Source organism: Enterobacter cloacae complex sp. GF14B, from assembly GCF_004136805.1.
Lineage (GTDB): Bacteria > Pseudomonadota > Gammaproteobacteria > Enterobacterales > Enterobacteriaceae > Enterobacter > Enterobacter hormaechei_C.
In genome coordinates this window covers 34615-54477 of record NZ_QFRV01000021.1, presented here as the reverse complement: position 1 = coordinate 54477, position 19863 = coordinate 34615, and the positions used below count along the sequence as shown (strand labels likewise).

Annotated in this window: 19 protein-coding genes; 14 read left to right on the top strand and 5 right to left on the bottom strand. The window is 50.0% G+C overall.

The genetic code is table 11. The features are described from left to right. Positions 1-22 precede the first annotated feature (22 nt). Positions 23-1180, bottom strand: coding sequence for a TerD family protein (locus tag DD606_RS09720; RefSeq protein ID WP_001054786.1), 1158 nt, complete (start codon positions 1178-1180; stop codon positions 23-25). Continuing rightward, a complete protein-coding gene (locus DD606_RS09715) occupies positions 1180-1761 on the bottom strand; it encodes a tellurium resistance-associated protein TerZ (protein ID WP_000254137.1) in 582 nt (193 codons plus the stop codon). Before DD606_RS09715 ends, DD606_RS09720 begins: the two co-directional genes overlap by 1 nt. 320 nt (positions 1762-2081) lie before the next feature. On the opposite strand from DD606_RS09715, the gene DD606_RS09710 reads away from it, so the two are divergent. From DD606_RS09710 to DD606_RS09650, 13 genes are all read left to right on the top strand, one after another. Beyond that, positions 2082-3140 carry an ATP-grasp domain-containing protein gene (locus DD606_RS09710; protein ID WP_012695441.1) on the top strand — a complete coding sequence of 353 codons (1059 nt, stop codon included), beginning with the start codon at positions 2082-2084 and terminating at the stop codon, positions 3138-3140. A 9-nt stretch (positions 3141-3149) separates the two neighbouring features. After that, entirely contained in the window at positions 3150-4292 is a 1143-nt protein-coding gene (locus tag DD606_RS09705) for a phosphoribosyltransferase domain-containing protein (RefSeq protein WP_001280115.1), read from the top strand. After that, positions 4285-5058, top strand: coding sequence for a hypothetical protein (locus tag DD606_RS09700; RefSeq protein WP_129258558.1), 774 nt, complete (start codon positions 4285-4287; stop codon positions 5056-5058). Before DD606_RS09705 ends, DD606_RS09700 begins: the two co-directional genes overlap by 8 nt. A 1-nt stretch (position 5059) precedes the next feature. After that, positions 5060-6139, top strand: coding sequence for a cysteine protease StiP family protein (locus DD606_RS09695; RefSeq protein ID WP_001585166.1), 1080 nt, complete (start codon positions 5060-5062; stop codon positions 6137-6139). Beyond that, positions 6139-7095: an HpcH/HpaI aldolase/citrate lyase family protein gene (locus DD606_RS09690; protein ID WP_011152965.1), complete on the top strand. Its 957-nt coding sequence runs from the start codon at positions 6139-6141 to the stop codon at positions 7093-7095. Before DD606_RS09695 ends, DD606_RS09690 begins: the two co-directional genes overlap by 1 nt. A gap of 10 nt (positions 7096-7105) precedes the next feature. Further along, on the top strand, positions 7106-8314 hold the full coding sequence (locus DD606_RS09685; protein WP_011152964.1) for a DUF4236 domain-containing protein: 1209 nt from the start codon (positions 7106-7108) through the stop codon (positions 8312-8314). A gap of 17 nt (positions 8315-8331) precedes the next feature. Then, positions 8332-8799 (top strand): tellurium resistance protein TerW, encoded by a 468-nt coding sequence (gene terW, locus DD606_RS09680; protein WP_001176767.1) that lies wholly within the window; start codon positions 8332-8334, stop codon positions 8797-8799. A gap of 462 nt (positions 8800-9261) precedes the next feature. After that, entirely contained in the window at positions 9262-9900 is a 639-nt protein-coding gene (locus DD606_RS09675; RefSeq protein WP_001253657.1) for a VWA domain-containing protein, read from the top strand. A 22-nt stretch (positions 9901-9922) separates the two neighbouring features. Beyond that, entirely contained in the window at positions 9923-10564 is a 642-nt protein-coding gene (locus DD606_RS09670) for a TerD family protein (protein ID WP_000116681.1), read from the top strand. Continuing rightward, entirely contained in the window at positions 10564-11202 is a 639-nt protein-coding gene (locus DD606_RS09665) for a VWA domain-containing protein (protein WP_001253658.1), read from the top strand. The genes DD606_RS09670 and DD606_RS09665 overlap by 1 nt, the downstream gene beginning before the upstream one ends. A gap of 84 nt (positions 11203-11286) precedes the next feature. Continuing rightward, the gene (locus DD606_RS09660; RefSeq protein ID WP_001253656.1) at positions 11287-12327 is read left to right on the top strand and encodes a TerY-C metal binding domain-containing protein; all 1041 of its coding nucleotides are present in this window, start codon (positions 11287-11289) and stop codon (positions 12325-12327) included. Beyond that, positions 12327-13964, top strand: a complete 1638-nt coding sequence (locus tag DD606_RS09655; RefSeq protein ID WP_000081060.1) for a PP2C family serine/threonine-protein phosphatase — start codon at positions 12327-12329, stop codon at positions 13962-13964. Before DD606_RS09660 ends, DD606_RS09655 begins: the two co-directional genes overlap by 1 nt. A 25-nt stretch (positions 13965-13989) precedes the next feature. Continuing rightward, positions 13990-15489 carry a helix-hairpin-helix domain-containing protein gene (locus tag DD606_RS09650; protein WP_001284318.1) on the top strand — a complete coding sequence of 500 codons (1500 nt, stop codon included), beginning with the start codon at positions 13990-13992 and terminating at the stop codon, positions 15487-15489. Between the two features lie 165 nt (positions 15490-15654). Here DD606_RS09650 and DD606_RS09645 read toward each other — a convergent pair whose 3' ends face one another. Further along, complete coding sequence (locus tag DD606_RS09645) at positions 15655-16737, bottom strand: hypothetical protein (protein ID WP_001232447.1); 1083 nt, start codon at positions 16735-16737, stop codon at positions 15655-15657. A gap of 360 nt (positions 16738-17097) precedes the next feature. After that, positions 17098-17310, bottom strand: coding sequence for an Hha/YmoA family nucleoid-associated regulatory protein (locus DD606_RS09640; RefSeq protein ID WP_001285422.1), 213 nt, complete (start codon positions 17308-17310; stop codon positions 17098-17100). A gap of 169 nt (positions 17311-17479) precedes the next feature. On the opposite strand from DD606_RS09640, the gene DD606_RS09635 reads away from it, so the two are divergent. Further along, entirely contained in the window at positions 17480-18655 is a 1176-nt protein-coding gene (locus tag DD606_RS09635) for a tyrosine-type recombinase/integrase (RefSeq protein WP_000795949.1), read from the top strand. A 301-nt stretch (positions 18656-18956) separates the two neighbouring features. Here DD606_RS09635 and DD606_RS09625 read toward each other — a convergent pair whose 3' ends face one another. After that, on the bottom strand, positions 18957-19862 hold the full coding sequence (locus DD606_RS09625; protein WP_001198595.1) for a hypothetical protein: 906 nt from the start codon (positions 19860-19862) through the stop codon (positions 18957-18959). Position 19863 lies beyond the last annotated feature (1 nt).

The window sequence follows — 19863 nt, the reverse complement described above, 5'->3', positions numbered from 1 at the left end:
ACCTGTTTCCTTTGTTGCTGTGTTATTTAGAACCGGCGCTCCAGCGAAATCCCCAGCCAAATGCCCGGTCCATTTCGTCCTGGCCTTTGAAGTACTGGTTAATTCGCTCGACTTTAATTGCGCCGTTTTCGTTTACGAGTCTGGCAATGGCGCACAATGTGCGACGGTTTTCACCTTCGGTCAGGCGGGTCTCAATGGGCGGTTGATCCGGCACATGAATGGTGACCACACCATCAGTCTTGTCCCAGCTGGGAACACCTTCATAAATAAAGGCGTAAATCAGCACTTCGCGGATATGCTTCCATTCACGTCCATTGATATGCAGCCACTCGCCGTCTGATACATCACCCGTCCGGTCATCGCCCTTGAGCTGAACATACGGTTCATCGCGATAATCACCGAATGCATTACCGAGCGCCTGAATGACCGATTTATACCCGTCCTGAAGCTCAACAAAGGCCCCCAGATCCAGGTCGATTCCTTTGGAGCCGAACATGCCTGCAAAGCCTGATTTGCCGCTGCCCCGGTGCCAGTTCAGGTTGATCCGGATTTCACCGAAGTTATCCCGTTTGGTCAGGCTGATTGCAGGCTTCTCTTTTGTCAGCGATACCTTGCTCAGGCTGATTTTTGTCTCAACTGGCGGAGGGGTTACAACCGGAGGAGTCGGGGCTGCGGGAGCCGGTTCGTCGGCAATATTTACGCCGAAATGCTCTGCCAGCGGTTTAAGTCCACCGTTGAACCCCTGCGCAACGAAGCGGAATTTCCAGTCATTATTACGACGGTAAAATTCACCCAGAATTAAGGCTGCTTCCTGACGGCCGCTCAGTTCGACACTGCCGCTAACCAGGCCGGTAGCCCCTTGCTCCACGTCGATGGAAAGATTACGAAGACCGGACACCGTCTGCCCACCGTCACAGGTCACGGTGAACGCAATTTTCTGGACATCAGGTTTCAGCCGGTTGAGCGCGACAGTAAAGGTTGAGTACTGGCCTTCACTGACCAGGCTGACGGTACCATCATCGTTACGTGGCTGACCATAAAACACCATGTCCGCATCACCCTGCACCTTCCCGTCGGCATACAGGCGAAACGCCGAAGCATCCACCTGGCCGCCCGAGGTGATCCGGACCCGCAACTCCTGGGCTGGAACGGGGGCATTGCCCCCCGGCGTCAGGTTCATTAGCGAATAACCGCTGAAACGATATCGGAGTGCATATCGTCAATTGTGCGGCCGCGACAGGCATGGCCAAGGGCGGTAAAGTCCCAGTTGCCGTTATTACGGCGCAGCGAAGAAATAACGATCCCGGTATGTGAGCCCTGCTCAGTCAGCTTGTAGCGAGCCAGCTCTTTGCCGGTTTGATCGACAACGCGGCAGAACGCGTTTTCGACGTCATTGAACGACTGACCACGGAAGCTGTTTACCGTAAACGCCAGGTATTCAACGTTTGCAGGCAGTCGGGAGAGGTTGACATTAATCACCTCATCGTCACCGTCACCTTCACCGGTCAGGTTATCGCCACTGTGCACAACAGCGCCGCAGGTGGATTCCAGTTTGCGGAACCAGATGGTGTCAATTGTTTTACCGGTGCTGTCCATTAATACGCAGCCAGCATCGAGATCGATTGAGTCGTTGCCTCCAAACAATCCTCCAAGAAGACCTTTTTTCTTAACCGGATCCCAACCGAGACCGAAATGAAGCTGGCTTAATGCAGATGATTCTTTGCTGAGTGATACCGTCTGGTTCTTAACTAATGAAACCATGTTTTATTCCTTAAAATGGTAATGACCGAGACAATCAAAGGTATATTTAGTAACTGACGAAGAAAATCATATCATGATGAAGTTCTCTGACAAGGGAAATTTTGGTAGTTTTCTGTAAAAACACAAAAAGAAATCCTTTTCAGGGTGTTAATTTTCTAAGTTTAATTTAAATATCAATGTGTTATCAGGAATCCAAAAAACCTGACGCACTCCATAACCACAGGAGTTATAAATCATATTATGATTGACATGTAGCTTAGACACTCATAGACTCACTTCTCAATCATAAATTTGCATGGCGTTCCGGATAATTAAAAAAAATGAACAAGAAAATTTGGTTTATGGAAGGTTTATCCTCCCAGCGAGATATTATTCAGGGGGTAAAATCATTTGCAAAAAAAAATAATTTTGCCATTACCGTTTTTGCCTCCCACCGTAACGAAAGAAATGAAATCCTTTCCGTTGCCGACTATTCTTTGACTGAACCTGAAGATCCTCAAAAACGTCTTCAGTTTATCCAGGAAACCATTCAGTCCTACGGCATCCACCATATTCATACTGGCCGTAACAGCCAGTGGTTTGAAGAACACCGTTCAGCCATTGAATCGACCGGTGCCACCCTTACTACCGGTGCAACGGGCGTCGACTGGTTAACTCTGGCTGACGAAAAAGTTACTTTTGCTCAGTTTATGGAGCAAAAGGGTCTCCCGGTCGTACCATCCTGGCGGGTGAATACGCTGGCAGAATTAAAAACACACCTCGCGGCCCCGCCGTTCACTGACAGCCCGGTATGCGTGAAGCCGGTGACGGGTATCTATGGCATGGGATTCTGGCGCTTTGATGACAGTGCTTCGCCTATGGCCGTCTTTAATCATCCCGAACATCGTCTGGTCAGTCCGCAACAGTATATTGCAGCAGCATCAGCTGCTGAGTCGTTTAAACCCCTTGTTTTGATGCCGTACCTGCCAGGCCCGGAATTTTCCGTCGATATCCTCGCGGATAAGGGCGAAATACTCGCAGCCGTGGGACGCCGTAAGGAAGGGGTTATCCAGTATCTGGTAAACGAAGGAAGCGCCTGGGAACTGGCGTGTGACTGCGCCAGGGTTATGAAGGCCGACGGGCTGGTGAATGTTCAGACGCGAAACGATGTGAATGGCAACCCGGTGCTGCTTGAAACCAACATGCGTCCGTCAGGGGGGGTGGGTTATACCCTTCACAGCGGGGTGAACCTTCCTGGGTTATTTGCTGCCTTTAAGCTCGGTCTGATGTCTGAAGATATGGTGCGCCAGAGCGCTAAAAACACCTTTTCTCCGGTTGCGGTGAGATCCATTACGGATGTAATTGCATACCCGGAATCACTCTCTAACCTTCTGAATTAAGGCGTATTTATGTCTGATATCCTCGAAGATATGATTTATCGCCGTACCCTCTCATGCGGTACGATTCAGGTAACCCGCGACCAGGGTGAAGTTTCGCTCGATGACCTGTTTGACATCGCTGAAAGACGTAACCCGAAACGCGCCTTTCTGTTTGTCAGCAAAGTACTCGGCAGGCACATTCCCGTGCCACCCTCAGTCATGCGGCAGGCCTACAGACAGCTTGCCAGCCAGTTCCCCTCGACACTGACAGGACCCGTACTGTTTATCGGTATGGCTGAAACCGCCGTTGGGCTTGGGGCCGGTGTATTTGATGAAGTGCGCCACCAGCATCCTGAATCTGTCTATCTGACCTCTACCCGTCACCCGGTTGATGGCACGTTGCTTTGCGAGTTCAAGGAAGAACACAGCCACGCCACCGATCATCTGATCTATCTGCCAGATGATGAAGAGAAAAGACGTCGTGTTACCAACGCACGAACGCTGGTTTTGATTGATGACGAGGCAACCACCGGTAATACCTTTATTAACCTGCTTTCAGCCCTGCGTAATACCGGCAAGCTTCAACATATTGAACAGGTTATAGCCGTTACGCTTACCGACTGGAGTGGCAAAGCCTTGTCCGAGCGCAGCACCTTACCAGTCACTTCGGTTTCTCTTGTAAGCGGTAAGTGGGGATGGACCCCATTACCTGATGCACCTGTCCCGGACATGCCGAAAGTCAACGTAACTTCACGAGGAGAATGGGACATCCAGGGAAAACAGTCCTGGGGCCGACTGGGGATGCTCGCACCTGCGGCCGATCTCGGCCATGAGGTCTCCGTCCACAAGGGGGAACGTATTCTGGTTCTCGGGACCGGGGAATTCGTCTGGGAGCCGTTCCTGCTTGCTGAACGGCTCGAAGCTGCCGGAGCACAGGCATTTTATGGATCGACCACCCGCTCCCCTATCGCCGTTGGTTATGCCATTGAGTCCGCCATTTCCTTTACGGATAACTACGGGCTGGGCATCCCCAATTTTGTCTATAACGTCGCCCACCAGCAGTTTGACCGCATTCTTGTGTGTACTGAGACACCCGCAGAAAGTATTGACACGCAGCTTCTTAAGGCGCTGGCTGAGGTTGCGGCCGTCGTGGAGATTGTTACCTATGAATAAACCCGTTGTTCTGAGCGACCTTGACGACACGCTCTTTCAGACCCGTCGTAAAATGGTGGACGAGCTGGCCCTGGAGCCATTCCGTACCGGTGCCGTTGATCGCACCCTGAATCCACGAAGCTTTATGACGGAAGAACAGTCCATGTTGGTGGACTGGCTCCTGGAGCAGGCTGAACTCATACCCGTTACCGCACGGGGAACTGAAGAAATCAGCCGCGTACGGATCACTTTCCACTCCTGGGCAATCACCACTCACGGGGCCGTCATTCTCACGCCAGAAGGCAAACCCGACGAGGAGTGGAAGGCCCATATGCTCGGCCAGCTGGCTCCCTATCAGGAAAAGCTGACATCGATGCAGCGTCTGATCACTGAAATGATGGACGCAAAAGGGATCAATGCCTGGGCAAGGCTGAACTTCGAATACGGTGAAACGGCGGTTTATATGGTGATGAAGCACCGCGACAGCACCCGCCTTGACGAGCTCAATGCCATTGCAGATGAGATAGAAACGGTGTTTCCGACCGAGGGCTTCTACATCCACCGCAACAGTAATAACGTGGCCTGGCTTCCCACCGCGGTTGAGAAAGGGCTGGCAGTCAGATGGCTTCTTGAAAAACTTCGGGCTGAACGCGGAGTCTTCCCCGTAATTGGTCTGGGCGACAGCCTGAGCGATCATCGTTTTATGAAACTGTGCAGCTGGTTTGGCATCCCGCGTCAGAGTCAGTTTGCAGATGCCATTTCACAGCGAATTTTTGGAGAAAATTAAAATGCAGCCACATGACACATTTACCGGCTCATACCAGCCCGGTGACGTGGAATTTCTGCTAAAGCCGGTAGTCATTGAGATGACGCCGGTTGAGCAAAAAGAAGAGCTGATTCAGTCAGGGAAGAAACATTATTCGGACATGCTCAGTCAGGAGCCAGCGCCAACACAATGGCATCTTGATTTGTTTCACCGGGCGCTGGATCGGGGCGCAGAGAGACTTGCAAAAGAAGTCACACAGCTCGCTATTGCTCTGGCCGAACGCTTCGGTGATGAGCCCATTGTACTGGCCAGTCTCGTCAGAGCTGGCGTGCCGCTCGGCGTTATGCTGCACCAGGCCCTGCGTGACATGGGGAAAACCTCATGGCATTACGGTATCAGCATTATCCGGGATCGTGGAATTGACGGTGCAGCCCTCGACGTCATTGAAGAGCGCCATGGTACCAGCGGTATTGTCTTTGTTGACGGATGGACAGGTAAAGGCGCAATTACCGGAGAGCTTGTACGCGCACTGAAAGATCGCCCGGGCTATCCTGAGCAGCCGCGACTGGTTGTCCTGGCCGATCCCTGTGGCTGCTCCTGGCTTGCAGCCAGTGATGATGACTGGCTCATTCCTTTTGGCATCATGGGTGCGCCGGTATCAGGCCTGATCTCCCGGTCAGTATGGTCCTCTGAAGGATTACATGGGTGCATGGTTTGCGAGCATCTCAGTGAATTCGAATGCAGCCGGATGCTTGTCGATACCGTCGCCCATTTCCGTAAGAAGTTAACCCCGTCATCCCTCGCTACCCTGAGCTGGAATATGGAGTCAGCCCGGGTCTTATGGCAGACAAGTCGCGACGTTATCGCGTTCCTGGCCGATGAATTTAAAGTGGACAGCGTCAATCGTATTAAACCCGGTATTGCTGAAGCAACCCGGGCTGTATTACGTCGGGTACCGGACCATGTATTTGTGCGTTCTATTGACGACCCGGACGTTGCCTTGCTTGTAGGGCTTGCTCGTGAAAAGGGAATAGTTGTTACAGAAATGGGGGGAACCCTCGGCCAGTATCGGGCTGTAACCATTATCAAGAAGGTACTCTGATGAAAAATCGTCTTTCTCCCTGGAATCTGGGAGCCACGCTATACATGCCTGCAACACGGGAAGATATTGCTGATGCCGTCCTGCACGGGAAAATCCCGGGTTTGCGCTCTCTGGTGATTTGCCTGGAGGATGCTGTCAGTGAAGCAGACATCCCCATCGCCCTCAAAAATCTGGAGCACCTGCTGCACGAGCTCAGTAACAGCATGCGTAGCCTGGGTAAAAATGACTGGCCTCTGGTGTTCATTCGCCCTCGGCATGCCGAAATGGGCAGATGGTTAAAAGCGCATTATGATCTTTCCGCTGTCGATGGGTTTGTGTTGCCGAAATTTACCCTCAGTTCGTTAGCTGAATGGTGGGATATCATGGGCGGGACTCACCTGTGCATGATGCCAACGCTGGAAACAGAAGACGTCTTTGACGTGGTTCAGATGCGCGAGCTGGCCACTCGCCTGGTGGAACATCCCTGCCACGACCGCATTATTGCGCTTCGAATCGGCGGCAACGATCTTATGAACGTTGTGTCGCTTCGCCGCCCCCGGGACCTGACGCTGTATGACAGCCCGATGGGCTACGTCATCAAAATGCTCGTTTCAGTCTTCGGCCCGCGTGATTTTGCCCTGACCGCGCCCGTATGTGAGCATATTGACGATCATGCCGTTATGGCCAGAGAGCTGGCTCTTGATATGGCACATGGGCTTGTTGGGAAAACGGCCATTCACCCGGGTCAGATAGAGGTCATTCAAAACGCGCTGATGGTCACTCAGGGTGAGTATTCTGACGCTCTGCGGATCCTGAACTCTACCCAGGCCGTGTTTAAGTCGCAGGGAGCAATGTGTGAACCCGCCACACATCGCCGCTGGGCGGCTGGCATTCTGGACAGAGCTCGTTTTTATGGGTTACAGAACGAGCAAAGCGCTGATGGAATCAGATTACTTACCGTGACCCAGCATCATTAAGGAAATCATAATGGGGTTCAGGTTCAGAAAGTCGATCAACATTATTCCTGGCGTTCGCCTCAACCTGAGTAACGGTGCACCGAGCCTGAGTGTCGGGCCGAGAGGTGCTTCCGTTTCTTTTGGTAGCCGGGGGACCTATGCCAATCTGGGCTTGCCCGGTACCGGGCTGAGTTACCGTACCCGGCTTGACCGGGCCGCGCGTTCCGGAGGTGGAAACCGGACGGCAACCGACCCGGGGCTCAGACAGGCGCTTGAGCAGGAAGCCGCTGAACTCATGTCAGCGGTAACCGCAATCCGTAATATTCACGAGCTGACGCCGGATCCAAAAACAGGCATCAGCTGGGCAGAGCTGGAAGCAGTATACCTGCATAACAGAACGTCGCCTTTTCAGGTTCCGGCACCGGTGCGTCCAGAAAAGCCAGACTACCTTGCATTGCCGGAAAAGCCTGCCGAGAGCGAAGGCATTAGTTTTCTGGGTAAATGGTTTGAATCGGAATCAGCTAAAGCTGAGCGCCACGCCGAAAATCTTCGCCGGTGGCAGCAGGAGCTGATTGATGTGGAGCGTGAGAATACCCTTCGACAGCACCGGTACCAGCAACAACGGACGGCCTGGGCCGAACAGTATGCAAACTGGAAGTTTGAAGCAGAAGAACATGAAAAACGGCTCGCCACGGCTCAGGCAGATGCCCGGCAGCAGTTCCGGACAGACGCCGCGTTTTTCGAATCATACCTGGCGGGTGTGCTGGCAGAAACTGAATGGCCGCGTGAAACGATTGTTGCATTTGAAGTAAAGCCGGAGCTATCAGCAGTCCTGCTGGACGTTGATTTAGCTGAGATTGAAGATTTCCCTGATAAGATTTACGGCGTTAATGCCCGGGGCACGGAGCTGACGGAAAAAGCCATGACGCAAAAAGCCGTACGCGAAAACTATGCCCGCCACGTCCATGGCTGCTTGTTCCGCCTGGTCGGTATCGTTTTACATACGCTACCTTTCGACAACGTGATTGTGTCAGGCTTTACGCAACGGGTCAGTAAGCGGACCGGCTATCTGGAGGATGAGTATATCCTGTCCTGCAAATGCACTCGCAGCCAGATGTCGTCAGTAAATTTTGCAGGCATAGAACACATTGATCCGGTTGAAGCGTTAGGCGATCACCCGGTTATTCGAAAGATGAGCAGTACCTTCATTTTTCAGCCTATTGAACCACTAACCCTTTAAGCAGGCTAAATCTTACGATGCAATTAAATACCAGACAGGCCCGGATTTTTAAGCTTGCCAACTTACTGGGCACCGGCAAGCCCGTTTCCGCTGCCGACATTATAACCAGTCTGGAATGCTCAGAGCCGACATTAACCCGGGCCCTCAAAGAGCTACGCGAGTCATATTCTGCGGAGATCAAATACAGCAAGGCAGGTCATTCCTACCATCTCGTTAATCCGGGCCAGCTGGATAAAAAGACCCTTCGCCGGATGAATGAAGCGCTCGCACAGAATGCTGAACTGAAAACCGGTGAGTCTACAGGGAAGGTCGTACTCGATAAGGATAAAAAAACAGCCGTGTCCTTATCGCTACGCATGCGGATCTTAAGAAAAATTGACCGTCTGGCTGCGCTGAGTGGCTCGACCCGAAGTGAAGCGGTAGAGAAGCTGGCTCTGCACTCCGTTGACGAACTGATAAAAGAATACAGCGCTAAAAAGTCCTGACGCTAAATCTCAGACCGGGGTGAAAACCCCGGTTTTGTCATATTTTACCTCTGTATTGGCGTGACGTAGTTTTGATCTATTCTCCTCCCGCAATGCCAGCAGCGCCTTACTGACTACAAAACCTGGTGTCTTGACATCCTCTTGTGCTACACATCAATCTTTGGGCGTTTTACACTCCATTCATGCAGATCTGTGATGTATGATGAATTTCATACATAAGACAGTTTATTTGTCCGAGTTTTTTCAGAAATCTTATATTCCAGTCCGGTCTGAATTATTTTTCTGTTGATAAGAGGCCATTCACATGTCGGTAATTCTATGGTGGTTAACTTATTTCTTTAATGCCGCTTCTGAGTATTTAATCTCCACCCGACAGATGTCGTGCCGTTTTATCAAATCAACAAACCCTGGCCTCTTCCTGAAACTACTCTCCTCTTCCGATCTCTTAAGAAGGAATTACATTTGAGACGCTTACCCGTATATCTGCTACTCGACACGTCCGGCTCTATGCACGGAGAGCCTATCGAAGCGGTTAAAAATGGCGTTCAGACGCTGCTTACCACGCTGAAACAGGATCCGTATGCACTCGAAACGGCTCACGTGTCAGTGATCACCTTTGATTCTTCAGCCCGACAGGCAGTCCCCCTGACAGACCTCCTGAGTTTCCAGATGCCAGCACTAACAGCCAGCGGCACCACGTCTCTTGGCGAAGCGCTTTCCCTCACGGCCAGCTCCATTGCCAAAGAAGTACAGAAAACGACGGCTGACACTAAAGGTGACTGGCGTCCCCTTGTATTCCTGATGACGGATGGAAGTCCGAATGATGACTGGCGTAAAGGCCTGAATGACTTTAAAGCGGCCAGAACCGGCGTTGTTGTGGCATGTGCAGCCGGGCATGATGCCGATACCAGCGTCCTCAAAGAAATCACTGAAATCGTGGTTCAGCTCGATACAGCTGACAGTTCGACGATTAAAGCTTTCTTTAAATGGGTCAGTGCGAGCATTTCGGTAGGCAGTCAGAAAGTGGAGTCCAGCAAAAAAGAAGTGATCGGTCTTGAAGACCTGCCACCGCCGCCGCCAGAAGTAAATGTGGTCTTATAATTTTATTGATTAAGGGGATATCATGTCTGTCAGTCTGAGCAAAGGCCAGGGCGTAAGCCTGAAAAAAAATGAATACGATCTCTCGTCCGTTACTATCGGCCTCGGTTGGGATATTAATGAGGAAAAGAAAGGTTTTCTCGGCGGGATCTTTGGTAAAAAAGAAGAAGAATACGACCTTGATGTGATCGCTTTCCTGTGTAATTCAGCCGGAAAGGTGACCGATCTCGGCAATGTGGAAAATGGTAAACCAACGCTTGTGAATGGCGATATCATCTTTTTCAACAGCCTTCGCCATAAGTCAGGCAATATCTGGCTGACGGGCGATAACCGAACCGGAGCCGGTGACGGTGACGATGAGCAAATTATTGTGCGCCTGAATTCCCTTGACGCTCAGTACGAGAAAATTGTGTTCATCGTTCAGATCTACAATGGTGAAAAGCTCCAGCAGCACTTTGGTAAAGTTCAGAATGCCTTCATCCGGGCAGTAGATGCCCGTAATATTGAAATGGCACGATTCGATCTTTCTGGCGGACCCGCCTTCGCCAGCCAGCGCTCCATGGTCTTTGCCGAGCTGATACGCGAGGCTACAGGCTGGAAACTCAGGGCAATTGGTGAGCCTTCAGAATCAGATTCGTTTGTCTCGCACCTGAGGAATTACATGTGATGCGCCGCCTGCCTGTTTACCTTGTTATCGACACATCCGGCTCGATGCGCGGTGAGTCAATCCATTCCGTTAACGTTGGAATTCAGGCGATGCTTAGCGCTCTTCGCCAGGATCCCTACGCCCTCGAAAGCGTTCATATCTCCATTATCACCTATGACAATGAGGCGCGTGAGTTCATTCCTCTCACGCCGCTGGAAGACTTCCAGTTTTCTGACATCGTTGTGCCAAGCGCAGGCGGGACGTTCACCGGTGCTGCCCTTGAATGTCTGATGCAGTGTGTTGAACGGGATGTACGTCGCTCAGATGGTGATACCAAAGGAGACTGGCGTCCTCTGGTATTCCTGATGACTGATGGAACCCCTTCTGATGCCCTGGCGTACGGTGAAGCGGTAAAAGCGATTCGCGGCCGGGGATTCGGATCCATCATTGCCTGCGCCGTTGGTCCTAAAGCAGGCCATGAGCACTTAAAACAGCTCACCGATAAGGTTGTGTCTCTGGAGACGCTAGATTCAACCGCGTTTGCAGGTTTCTTTAAATGGGTATCGGCCAGCGTGTCTTCCGGCAGCACAAGCGCGGGGATTAATAACGGAACTGATACCCTTCCCCCTCCTCCACCAGAAATCCAGCTGGTGCTCTGACAGACAGAAAGGTGCTGTTTCCGGGCAGCACCTTTCTGTACAGCAACGTTTTCTGCTGGCCGTACCAGCCGTACGAGGAAAATTATGAGACGCCTTCCCGTGTTTTTTGTCCTGGACTGTTCAGAGTCCATGATTGGTGAAAACCTGAAAAAAATGACTGATGGTCTGCAAATGATCGTCGGAGATTTAAGAAAGGATCCACACGCACTTGAAACAGCCTGGGTCTCGGTAATCGCATTTGCCGGTGTAGCCCGTACGATTGTACCTCTTCACGAAATTGCCTCGTTCTACCCTCCCCGCCTTCCCGTTGGCGGCGGTACGAGCCTTGGAGCTGCATTGCGTGAGCTGACCGTGCAAATTGATACCCAGGTCAGAAAAACCACTCATGAGGCTAAAGGCGACTGGAAACCCGTCGTGTATCTCCTTACCGACGGACGTCCGACTGACGACACAACCGCAGAAGTGAAGCGCTGGAAGGATCACTACGCGAGTAAAGTGAATCTCATTGCCGTTGGCCTGGGGCCGTCAGCGGACCTGAATATCCTGCGGCAACTGACAGAGAATGTCATGCTGTTCACCGAATCTCAGGAAGGGGACTTTACCCGCTTCATCAAATGGATCACGGCCTCGGTTACGGCGCACAGCCGCAGCGTCGGGGACGACAAACAACCTGAGCTCAGCCAGACTGAATACATAGTCCGGCTGGCCAAGGACGAGCCAGTAAAAGCGTACGACGAAAACTGCGTTACGCTTACCGGCCGTTGCAGCAAGACCCGTCGTCCGTACCTGATGAAGTATGAACGGCCACCAGCAAGGGTTTCCGGGCTCGATTTCAGTCTGAACCTGAACAGCTTTAATATTGCCGGATGCTATCCCATCGATGAGGACTATTTTGCGTGGTCAGATGCCACCGCTACCGGTTTGCAGGTAAATACCAGCGAACTGCATGGCGTACCGGGTTGCCCCCACTGCGGTAATGCCAGTGCGTTTGCCCTGTGCTCATGCGGAAAGTTGCTGTGTATTGACGGCCCGGATGACGTGATCTGCCCGTGGTGTGAAACAGGCCTGTCATTCAGCAATGATGGCGGAAACACTAACTTCGACGTAAACAGAGGGAGAGGTTGATGTCGCAAAATGCTTTACTTGAAGAGAAGATTATCCGCTTAGTTCTGTCTGAGCTGGGCCACCCTGTTGAAGGTGAGCGGCTTTTACTTCTATCGCAGGACCCATCCCTTACCGAAGAAATTATGCGGCTTAAAGAGCGGATTGAGAGCCTTGCACAGGGTTTATCTGCGCGGGTTAGCGAAGGTGATAACGACGCAGAGATTGCCGCCTCGTCAGCATCCAGTCTTTCCGATCAGCAACAAACGGTCGTAAGTGTTGCTGATAACCCGGGCATTGACGCTACCGATACATCAGCACTGCAACCCCTGCCAGAAAATGAGCCTCATCCTCCGTTCTGGAAGCTGATGCCTTATTACGAATTTGATAAACCAGCACAGAGGGAAGACGAAAACCTGTCTTCCCTGGTATTAAAACCCGGGCAGATACCGACAGGCCAGCAGCGGGCCAGCTTAGCTGTGCCACCTGCCGTTCCCCCGAGAGCTAAAATAACGATCCCCAACGCCCGCGCAGGCGAACGTTTCTCTTCGCCGGTTGCTATCGTTCTGGGTGAGGGCCAGCAGGCTACTGTCAGGGACGTTGTCTTTCCCCGGAACATTGGCCTGTCTTTTGACAAAGAACAGGAGTTGCTGACAGGTACTCCCACCGAAAGCGGCGATATAGAGCTTTCAGTAATCTGGTCATGCACGTCGCACGACGAATGTGAAACAAAACAGCTATTTATAATCAATCCCGATCCGAGAAGCCTGTGGAAGGTGGTAGAGCCACCAGCAGACGCTCCCTACCCTAAGTCCCATCTGGACGCTGCTGGCCTGGTCAGGGGTGATATACGTATTGCTGCCGCCAGTCGCCGGGGACGCTCTCATGAGCATGCCGGAAGCTTCAGAGATGACGACTTCTACATCAACCACTGCCAGGAAACAGGATGGTCTGTCATGCTGGTCGCAGACGGAGCCGGTAGTGCGGTAAATTCCCGGGAAGGCTCCCGGATTGCAGTCAAAACGGCTGGCGATTACCTTTTAAATCAGCTCAGTGGTGTGAAAGGCGTCCATTTAAAGCAGCACATCACGGCGTGGGAAGGGAGCGATCAGCAGGCAACAATAAACGCCATGCTTCATCATTTTAAACAGGCAGCTACGCTCGCGGTCAACAGTATCCAGAACGAAGCCATTTGTGCAGAACAACCTGTGAAATCCTATTCAACAACCCTTCTGGCAACTGTAGCGCTACGAACTGATAACGAGCTGTTTGCGACTGCATTCTGGCTTGGTGATGGTGCGATAGGTGCATACAGCCCTTCCGGTAAAGTCAGGATACTGGGAAATCCCGATAGCGGAGAATACGCAGGACAAACCCGTTTCCTTGACCAGAGCATTATCGCAGACCCCTCGTTTAGCGGCCGCATCAGCGTGGGTAAATGGAATGATGTATCTCACTTGATCCTCATGACAGACGGCGTCTCAGACCCTCTGTTTGAGACGGATAATGGGCTTCGCAGTGACGAAAAATGGACCCGTCTCGTTGATGAGCTCAACCCTGTCCTTACAGACGCCAGTATTGCGCCTGAGAGGTTAGGCGACTGGCTTAACTTTTTCTCCACAGGGAACCATGATGACCGCACTATTGCGGTGTTGTGGTAAGGGATACGCTTTTTCGGTGATCAATATGGCAAATATCGTTACGTGCAAAACAAAGGACGGCGAAACAGTCCAGTATGTTGACGAGGTAATTGGTTCGGGCTCGATGAAGGATGTTTACTTTTCGCCTGATAAATCATACGTCGTCGCTTTTTATCATAAACCGCAGAACGAGCAGGCCCGGGATCGGATTGATATGATCACCGGACGCTACAGGCAAAACATTTTTGGCCAGTCCGGAGGTGAATACTGGAAGGACCTGTTTTGCTGGCCGACCCATGTTGTTGAGCATGGGCATAAAATCGGCATCGTGGTTCCAACCTACAAAAGCTACTTTTTCTTTAAATACGGCTCTAAAAACGATGATTTTCTTGGCATAAAAGGTCGTGAAAAGGAAGGCAAATGGTTTGCCAGCGCCAGCAACCAGAACAAATTTCTCGACCCACGTGAACGAGGCAATACGCTTACCTATCTCAAGGTCTGTCTGCTGCTGACAAGAGCCGTCAGAAGGATGCATGCGGCAGGTCTCTGTCACAGCGATCTAAGCTATAAAAACGTGCTTATCGATCCAGAAATGGGACATGCCTGCATCATTGACGTAGACGGCCTGGTTGTCCCTGGAAAGTATCCTCCCGACGTGGTGGGCACCCCGGATTTTATCGCTCCGGAAGTGGTGAAAACCAGTCATCTTTCCAAAGAGGATCCGAACCGCGTATTGCCAAGCATTACTACTGACCGTCATGCGCTGTCGGTGCTTATCTACATGTATCTGTTCTTCCGTCATCCGCTACGTGGCGGAAAAATACATGACATGTCGGATGAAGTACGTGATGAGACCTTATCTATGGGTGAGAAGGCACTCTTCATTGAACATCCGACAGACAAAAGCAATGCAGTCAAAGTCAGTCAGCTATCGTCCTTTTCACTGCCCTGGGCTGACCCGGAGAAAATTCCTTACACCATCATGGGCCCTTATCTGACACCTTTGTTTGAGCGCGCCTTTATAGATGGCTTACACGATGCCACTAAACGCCCGACCGCCGATGAGTGGGAAAGCGCCCTGGTTAAAACAGTCGATCTGATACAGCCCTGCCAGAACAAGGCGTGTGAACAGAAATGGTACGTTTTCTCGGGTAAGACAAAGCCGGTTTGTCCCTACTGCGGTACGCCATACAAGGGTAAATTACCGGTTCTAAATTTATATTCTTCCCGAAAGGAAGGCAGTTATCGTCCTGACGACCACCGGTTGATGGTGTGGAGCGGGCAGTCAATCTATGCGTGGCATGTGAATCGCCTCATTGCGCCAAATGAGCGTACAACCGATTTGCAAAGGAAACGAGTTGGGTATTTTGTTTTCCATAACGATCAGTGGTGGTTAGTAAATGAAGGCATAAATGGGCTTATGTCATTACCGGATAAACGACAGATTGCCATTGGGGAAAAAATTGAACTGACGAATAACGCTCAGTTTGTTCTGTCAAAGGAGGAAGGCGGCAGGCTGGTCGTCGTTCAGTTAGTAGAAAACTAACGGACGCCCATAACGACTAAAACGTTCTGGCAGCATACTGAACCTGTTTAATGAATCACTATATTAAGCTGTGTCAAATTTAAGCTGCCAGAAAAACTGACTGTCTGTGCCGGATATGCGGTACACCTCCTGCGGCAAGGGTTTAATGCGCAAAGCCCAATTTATTTATAAGAGTGAATAGTTTTGTGGCTCTACCCTGCCGCTCTCCTTTCCTGTGTCATGGTTTTTAACATCTGAAATACTGACATTGTTAAGCCGGTGATTGTATAAGGCGATGCGGACAATCTCATGAAGATATTCAAGTTCGTTTTGTGTCAAGGACTGGCCTTCCTGGGTTTTTGAAATCATTTCCTGCCAGCAGATCAGTCTTTCGTAACTGACATGTTCGCTGTTTTCCAGGCAGTGCAACCTGAAATAGCGAAGGAACAAAGGAAATTCATCGGTCTGAGCGATGTCATAAGCCCGAACCGTTAACCGACACAGACATACAATCGTATCCTGCTGTAACCTGACTAACGCGTTATGACTGCCCGGAAGGATATCAGGCAATTTCATCTTACAGTCAGCAAGGCGCTGAAGAAGAGGCCCTTCCTCTGAAGGCTCCCGTCCCCGATACTCCTGAAGAGGTTCAGATTCAAGTTCATGCATTAATGGATGATATAGCCATTCCCGGGAACTGGTCTCATCAATGATCAGGCTTTCAATGCACTCACTGTATGTTGTTTTACGTCGCCCGAGCTGCACCTGACTGATTTCATATTCAATATCTGGAAGATCGATACGCAATGCGGCAACTCTTTCGGAAGGATGAAGGTGGTCAAAGGTTAACTTCGCAGAAATGCTACGATCCCTGTCCAGAAAGACGGCCACACATAAATCATTAACCTTTACGAACAGATCAGCTGTGCCTCCGAACATACTGCCGCTTCCAATAACCTCATTCAGTGAAACCGGCCCACCATCGTCGCCAGCGAGAAGATTTGGGAAACCAAGAACCTGGTGCTCGTTGATGACTTCAATAATTTTTCCCCGGATGGCTTCCATCAGACCATCACAGTCACCGGCTACAGCAGTACTGTGTGAGAAATGCCAAAGCTTGACCTCCCCCTGCTTTGCTAACAGATCAGTTTTGCAAGCGGGGCAGATGCAGTTACAGTCGATACCCCGGCTGACCTCTGTAATATCTAAAAAGAGTCCTGATTCTCTCTGGAGTCCAAATGGAATACCAAATGTGTAACTCTTACGCATGGCTGCACCCCGTTTTTGATAATTATTCAAACTATATCCGAAATAACGGAGGAGGATTTCTGTAAAACGAATTAAAAGAAATGATTTTTTAGTTTTCCAGATTAATGTTTGACAAGAATCAAATGAGAGCCTTACAAATATGGAGAGAGAAGTTTAGGTAAAGTAACTTTTATCACAACTTCTAAAATTAAGGAGAATATCGGATGTATTTAGCAGTGGGCTTGGCTTATGATTAAAGTCTTTCTCCGAACTTAATAAGAAAGTTAAAAAGACAGGCTATTACAGTGCCTTTAGCCCCGAAAGGGGCATAAACTATTTTCAAATCCAGACACAGTCTTTTTGTTGTGCCAATATCAATAATTACTCGCGAACAAAGGTCCACACACTCGCAGGAACTTTGTCATATAACTTTTTCATTGTCAGTTCAGCTTTACGATGATCATAAGCACCAGAAATTTCAAGAGAGGCGACACCCGAGTTTTTTTCACATAACCTTTCAAATACTTTTTCGAGCGTTTCGAACGAACTACACTTACGGAATTTCATTAAATAAGACTGCTTTGTGTCAGACATAATCAACCTTCTTTAGACAGGCCTCAACTGGCCAGGGATAATCTTAATATCATTTTTCACTTAAGCCTAACGATTTCACAACCTTTTTCGTTGTTTCCACCCTGTTCATAACCAGGTACATGAGTGCTAAAATGACTGTAAATAAAACCAGTGTATCCCGGTGAGCAGGATGAAGAATCAATCAGTGATCAGACAGTTTTCGGAAAGCGAATTGCATCAGCAGCTGGAAACGTTCGGCAACCATGATAAACAGCTTTCACGCTTGATCCGTTACTTTTCCCATCTGAGATACAACACAGCTAAAACCTATCTGCACTGGCTACGAGTATGGAACGAATGGTATCAGGCGAATGCCCGGTTGCATACAGACTGGCCAGTAAGTTCGCTCCCCGTGTCTGAGGAAGCTCTGCTGGCGTTTATGGGGCATCTTGAAGGCAAATTGTCACGAAGCAGCATAAACAGCTGTCTTCAGGCCTTAAACAGTATCCATAAAAAAGGGCTTAACCTGCCCGGGATTATTACGTCTGAAGCATGGTACATGCTGGAAGCCTTAAAACAATCGGAAGCCCGGAAGCGAAAGACGACTAAACAGGCAACTCCCTTTCTTATTGGCGATCTCAAGGCTCTGATAAAGTTACGCAGTACTACAAACTCAGTTCGTAAGCTTCGTGACCTGTGCCTGATCTGGACAGGCTTTGAAACACTGCTCCGTTCATCCGAAATTCGCCGTATACGTCTGAAAGATCTGTCTCTGGATAGTATGACCGGTGAATTTAACCTGACGGTATACCGTACAAAAACGAACATCAGTACACTTCTTACCTACCGGCTGACACGTCAGTTAACTAACTGCCTCTTGAGATTGATGAACCTTGTGAAAATGGATCAGCACAGTCATCCGGATGAATACCTTTTCCAGGCCGTAAATTTCCATGATACAGGCTATATGCCACCCGGCTGGAAGCTTCGGAGTAAAGGGAATGAGCTATCTGAGCTTCTTAAACGGCATAACCTGCCCTACCGTGCTAAACAAAGTCTTCTGAACGATGAAGATGAGGAAGACACTGTGGACGATGCCGGTATGCTCAGCAAAAATTCCCTTTTACGGGCATTTAAAGAAATGTGGAATGAGCTTTATCCAAATGAGACTAAAACCCGTTACTGGACAGGGCACAGCGTTCGTGTAGGCGGTGCGATACAGCTGGATATTGAAGGTTACTCGCTACCACAGATTATGGAAATGGGGAACTGGTCGAATGAAGAAATGGTTATGCGCTACATTCGCAATATTGAAGCTGGTAAAAAAGCCATGATCAAGCTTATGCGAAATGCCTTTGATGAATAGCGCCCTCACGGGCGCATAACTTTATTTTTTCTTGAACGGGTTAAGTCTGGTGAGATTAGAGAGTGCCCCTCCCGGAGGCAAAATTCCCGTCCTTTTATATTTGTACACGCCATTTAATTTCATTGTCTGGATTCCAAGATTAATAAGCGTGACAAGTTTAAGGGTATACAGGAGTGTAAATTGGGGAGCAACCTGAATAAAAACTAATAACAAGCCTGCACACATTACACGTAGCCATGCCGCGTACTCCATGCTCAGCGGACGCTTGAAATAGAATCTTTCGAGCAAATCAACTGTCTTATTACTGATCCACGCCGCCGCCACTGAGAGTAACAACACGATGCACACCATAATGCCCAGTTCCATTTTCACTCCCTTCTCTTTTAGTCTGTTTAAGTTGAGGCTTAGCCACAGTAGTTTTGTTTTTTGCTTTTTTCTTAGGTTTGGTATGGTGAAACAGAAAACAATCCACCATTACCCAACCATTTTTATATCGAGCCACCAGCATCTTCTGGCTGGGGTAATGAGCATGAAACAGCATTTTCACGTCCATGGTGCCCATCAACGACTGTTTGCGCTTTAGCTCATCCTCAGCCATCTGAAATTCTTGTAAGAATTCTGAAGACAGACGCTGACGCAGAATTCTTATGGCACTGGAGTTTTCATCATTCTTTGCCAGGTGCCCGAAGCGTACAAGTGCCTTGTGGGTTATCTGGATGGGTCCCAGATGAGAGCTGAGCTGTTCGTACTGCCAGAAGTAGGTCAAATCCACCTTAACCCAGCTGATGCTGTCCAGCAGAGCCTCGTTCATGATGGTTCCGGACATAGGTACCATTGTCAGCCTGGCCAGACGCATATGTATGTAGTCCGTAAGCAACCTCAGCGACTCAGGAACGTTTTTATTGAGTAGGAGATGCTGAAGCACCGGGGTTGCGGTCTGCCAACACAGATTGCGCCCGTCAGGCAGGAAAGCAAACTTTTGATCGTCAGGCGCAGAGTTCGAAGCGTTTTCCTTACGAAGCAAAAAATAATGGCCGCACAGCAGCTCTGCTCTTACCTGGTCCTCGTCAGGGTCATGTCGGGCTTTACTTAGATCAACGGTTAGCACAACGCGGTTAATCGCATCAGCGTGATATTTTTTTACCCAGACGCAGACACGATAGAGACGCTCATCGATTTTCTGGCTGGCTGTGGAAATCCATTGCATT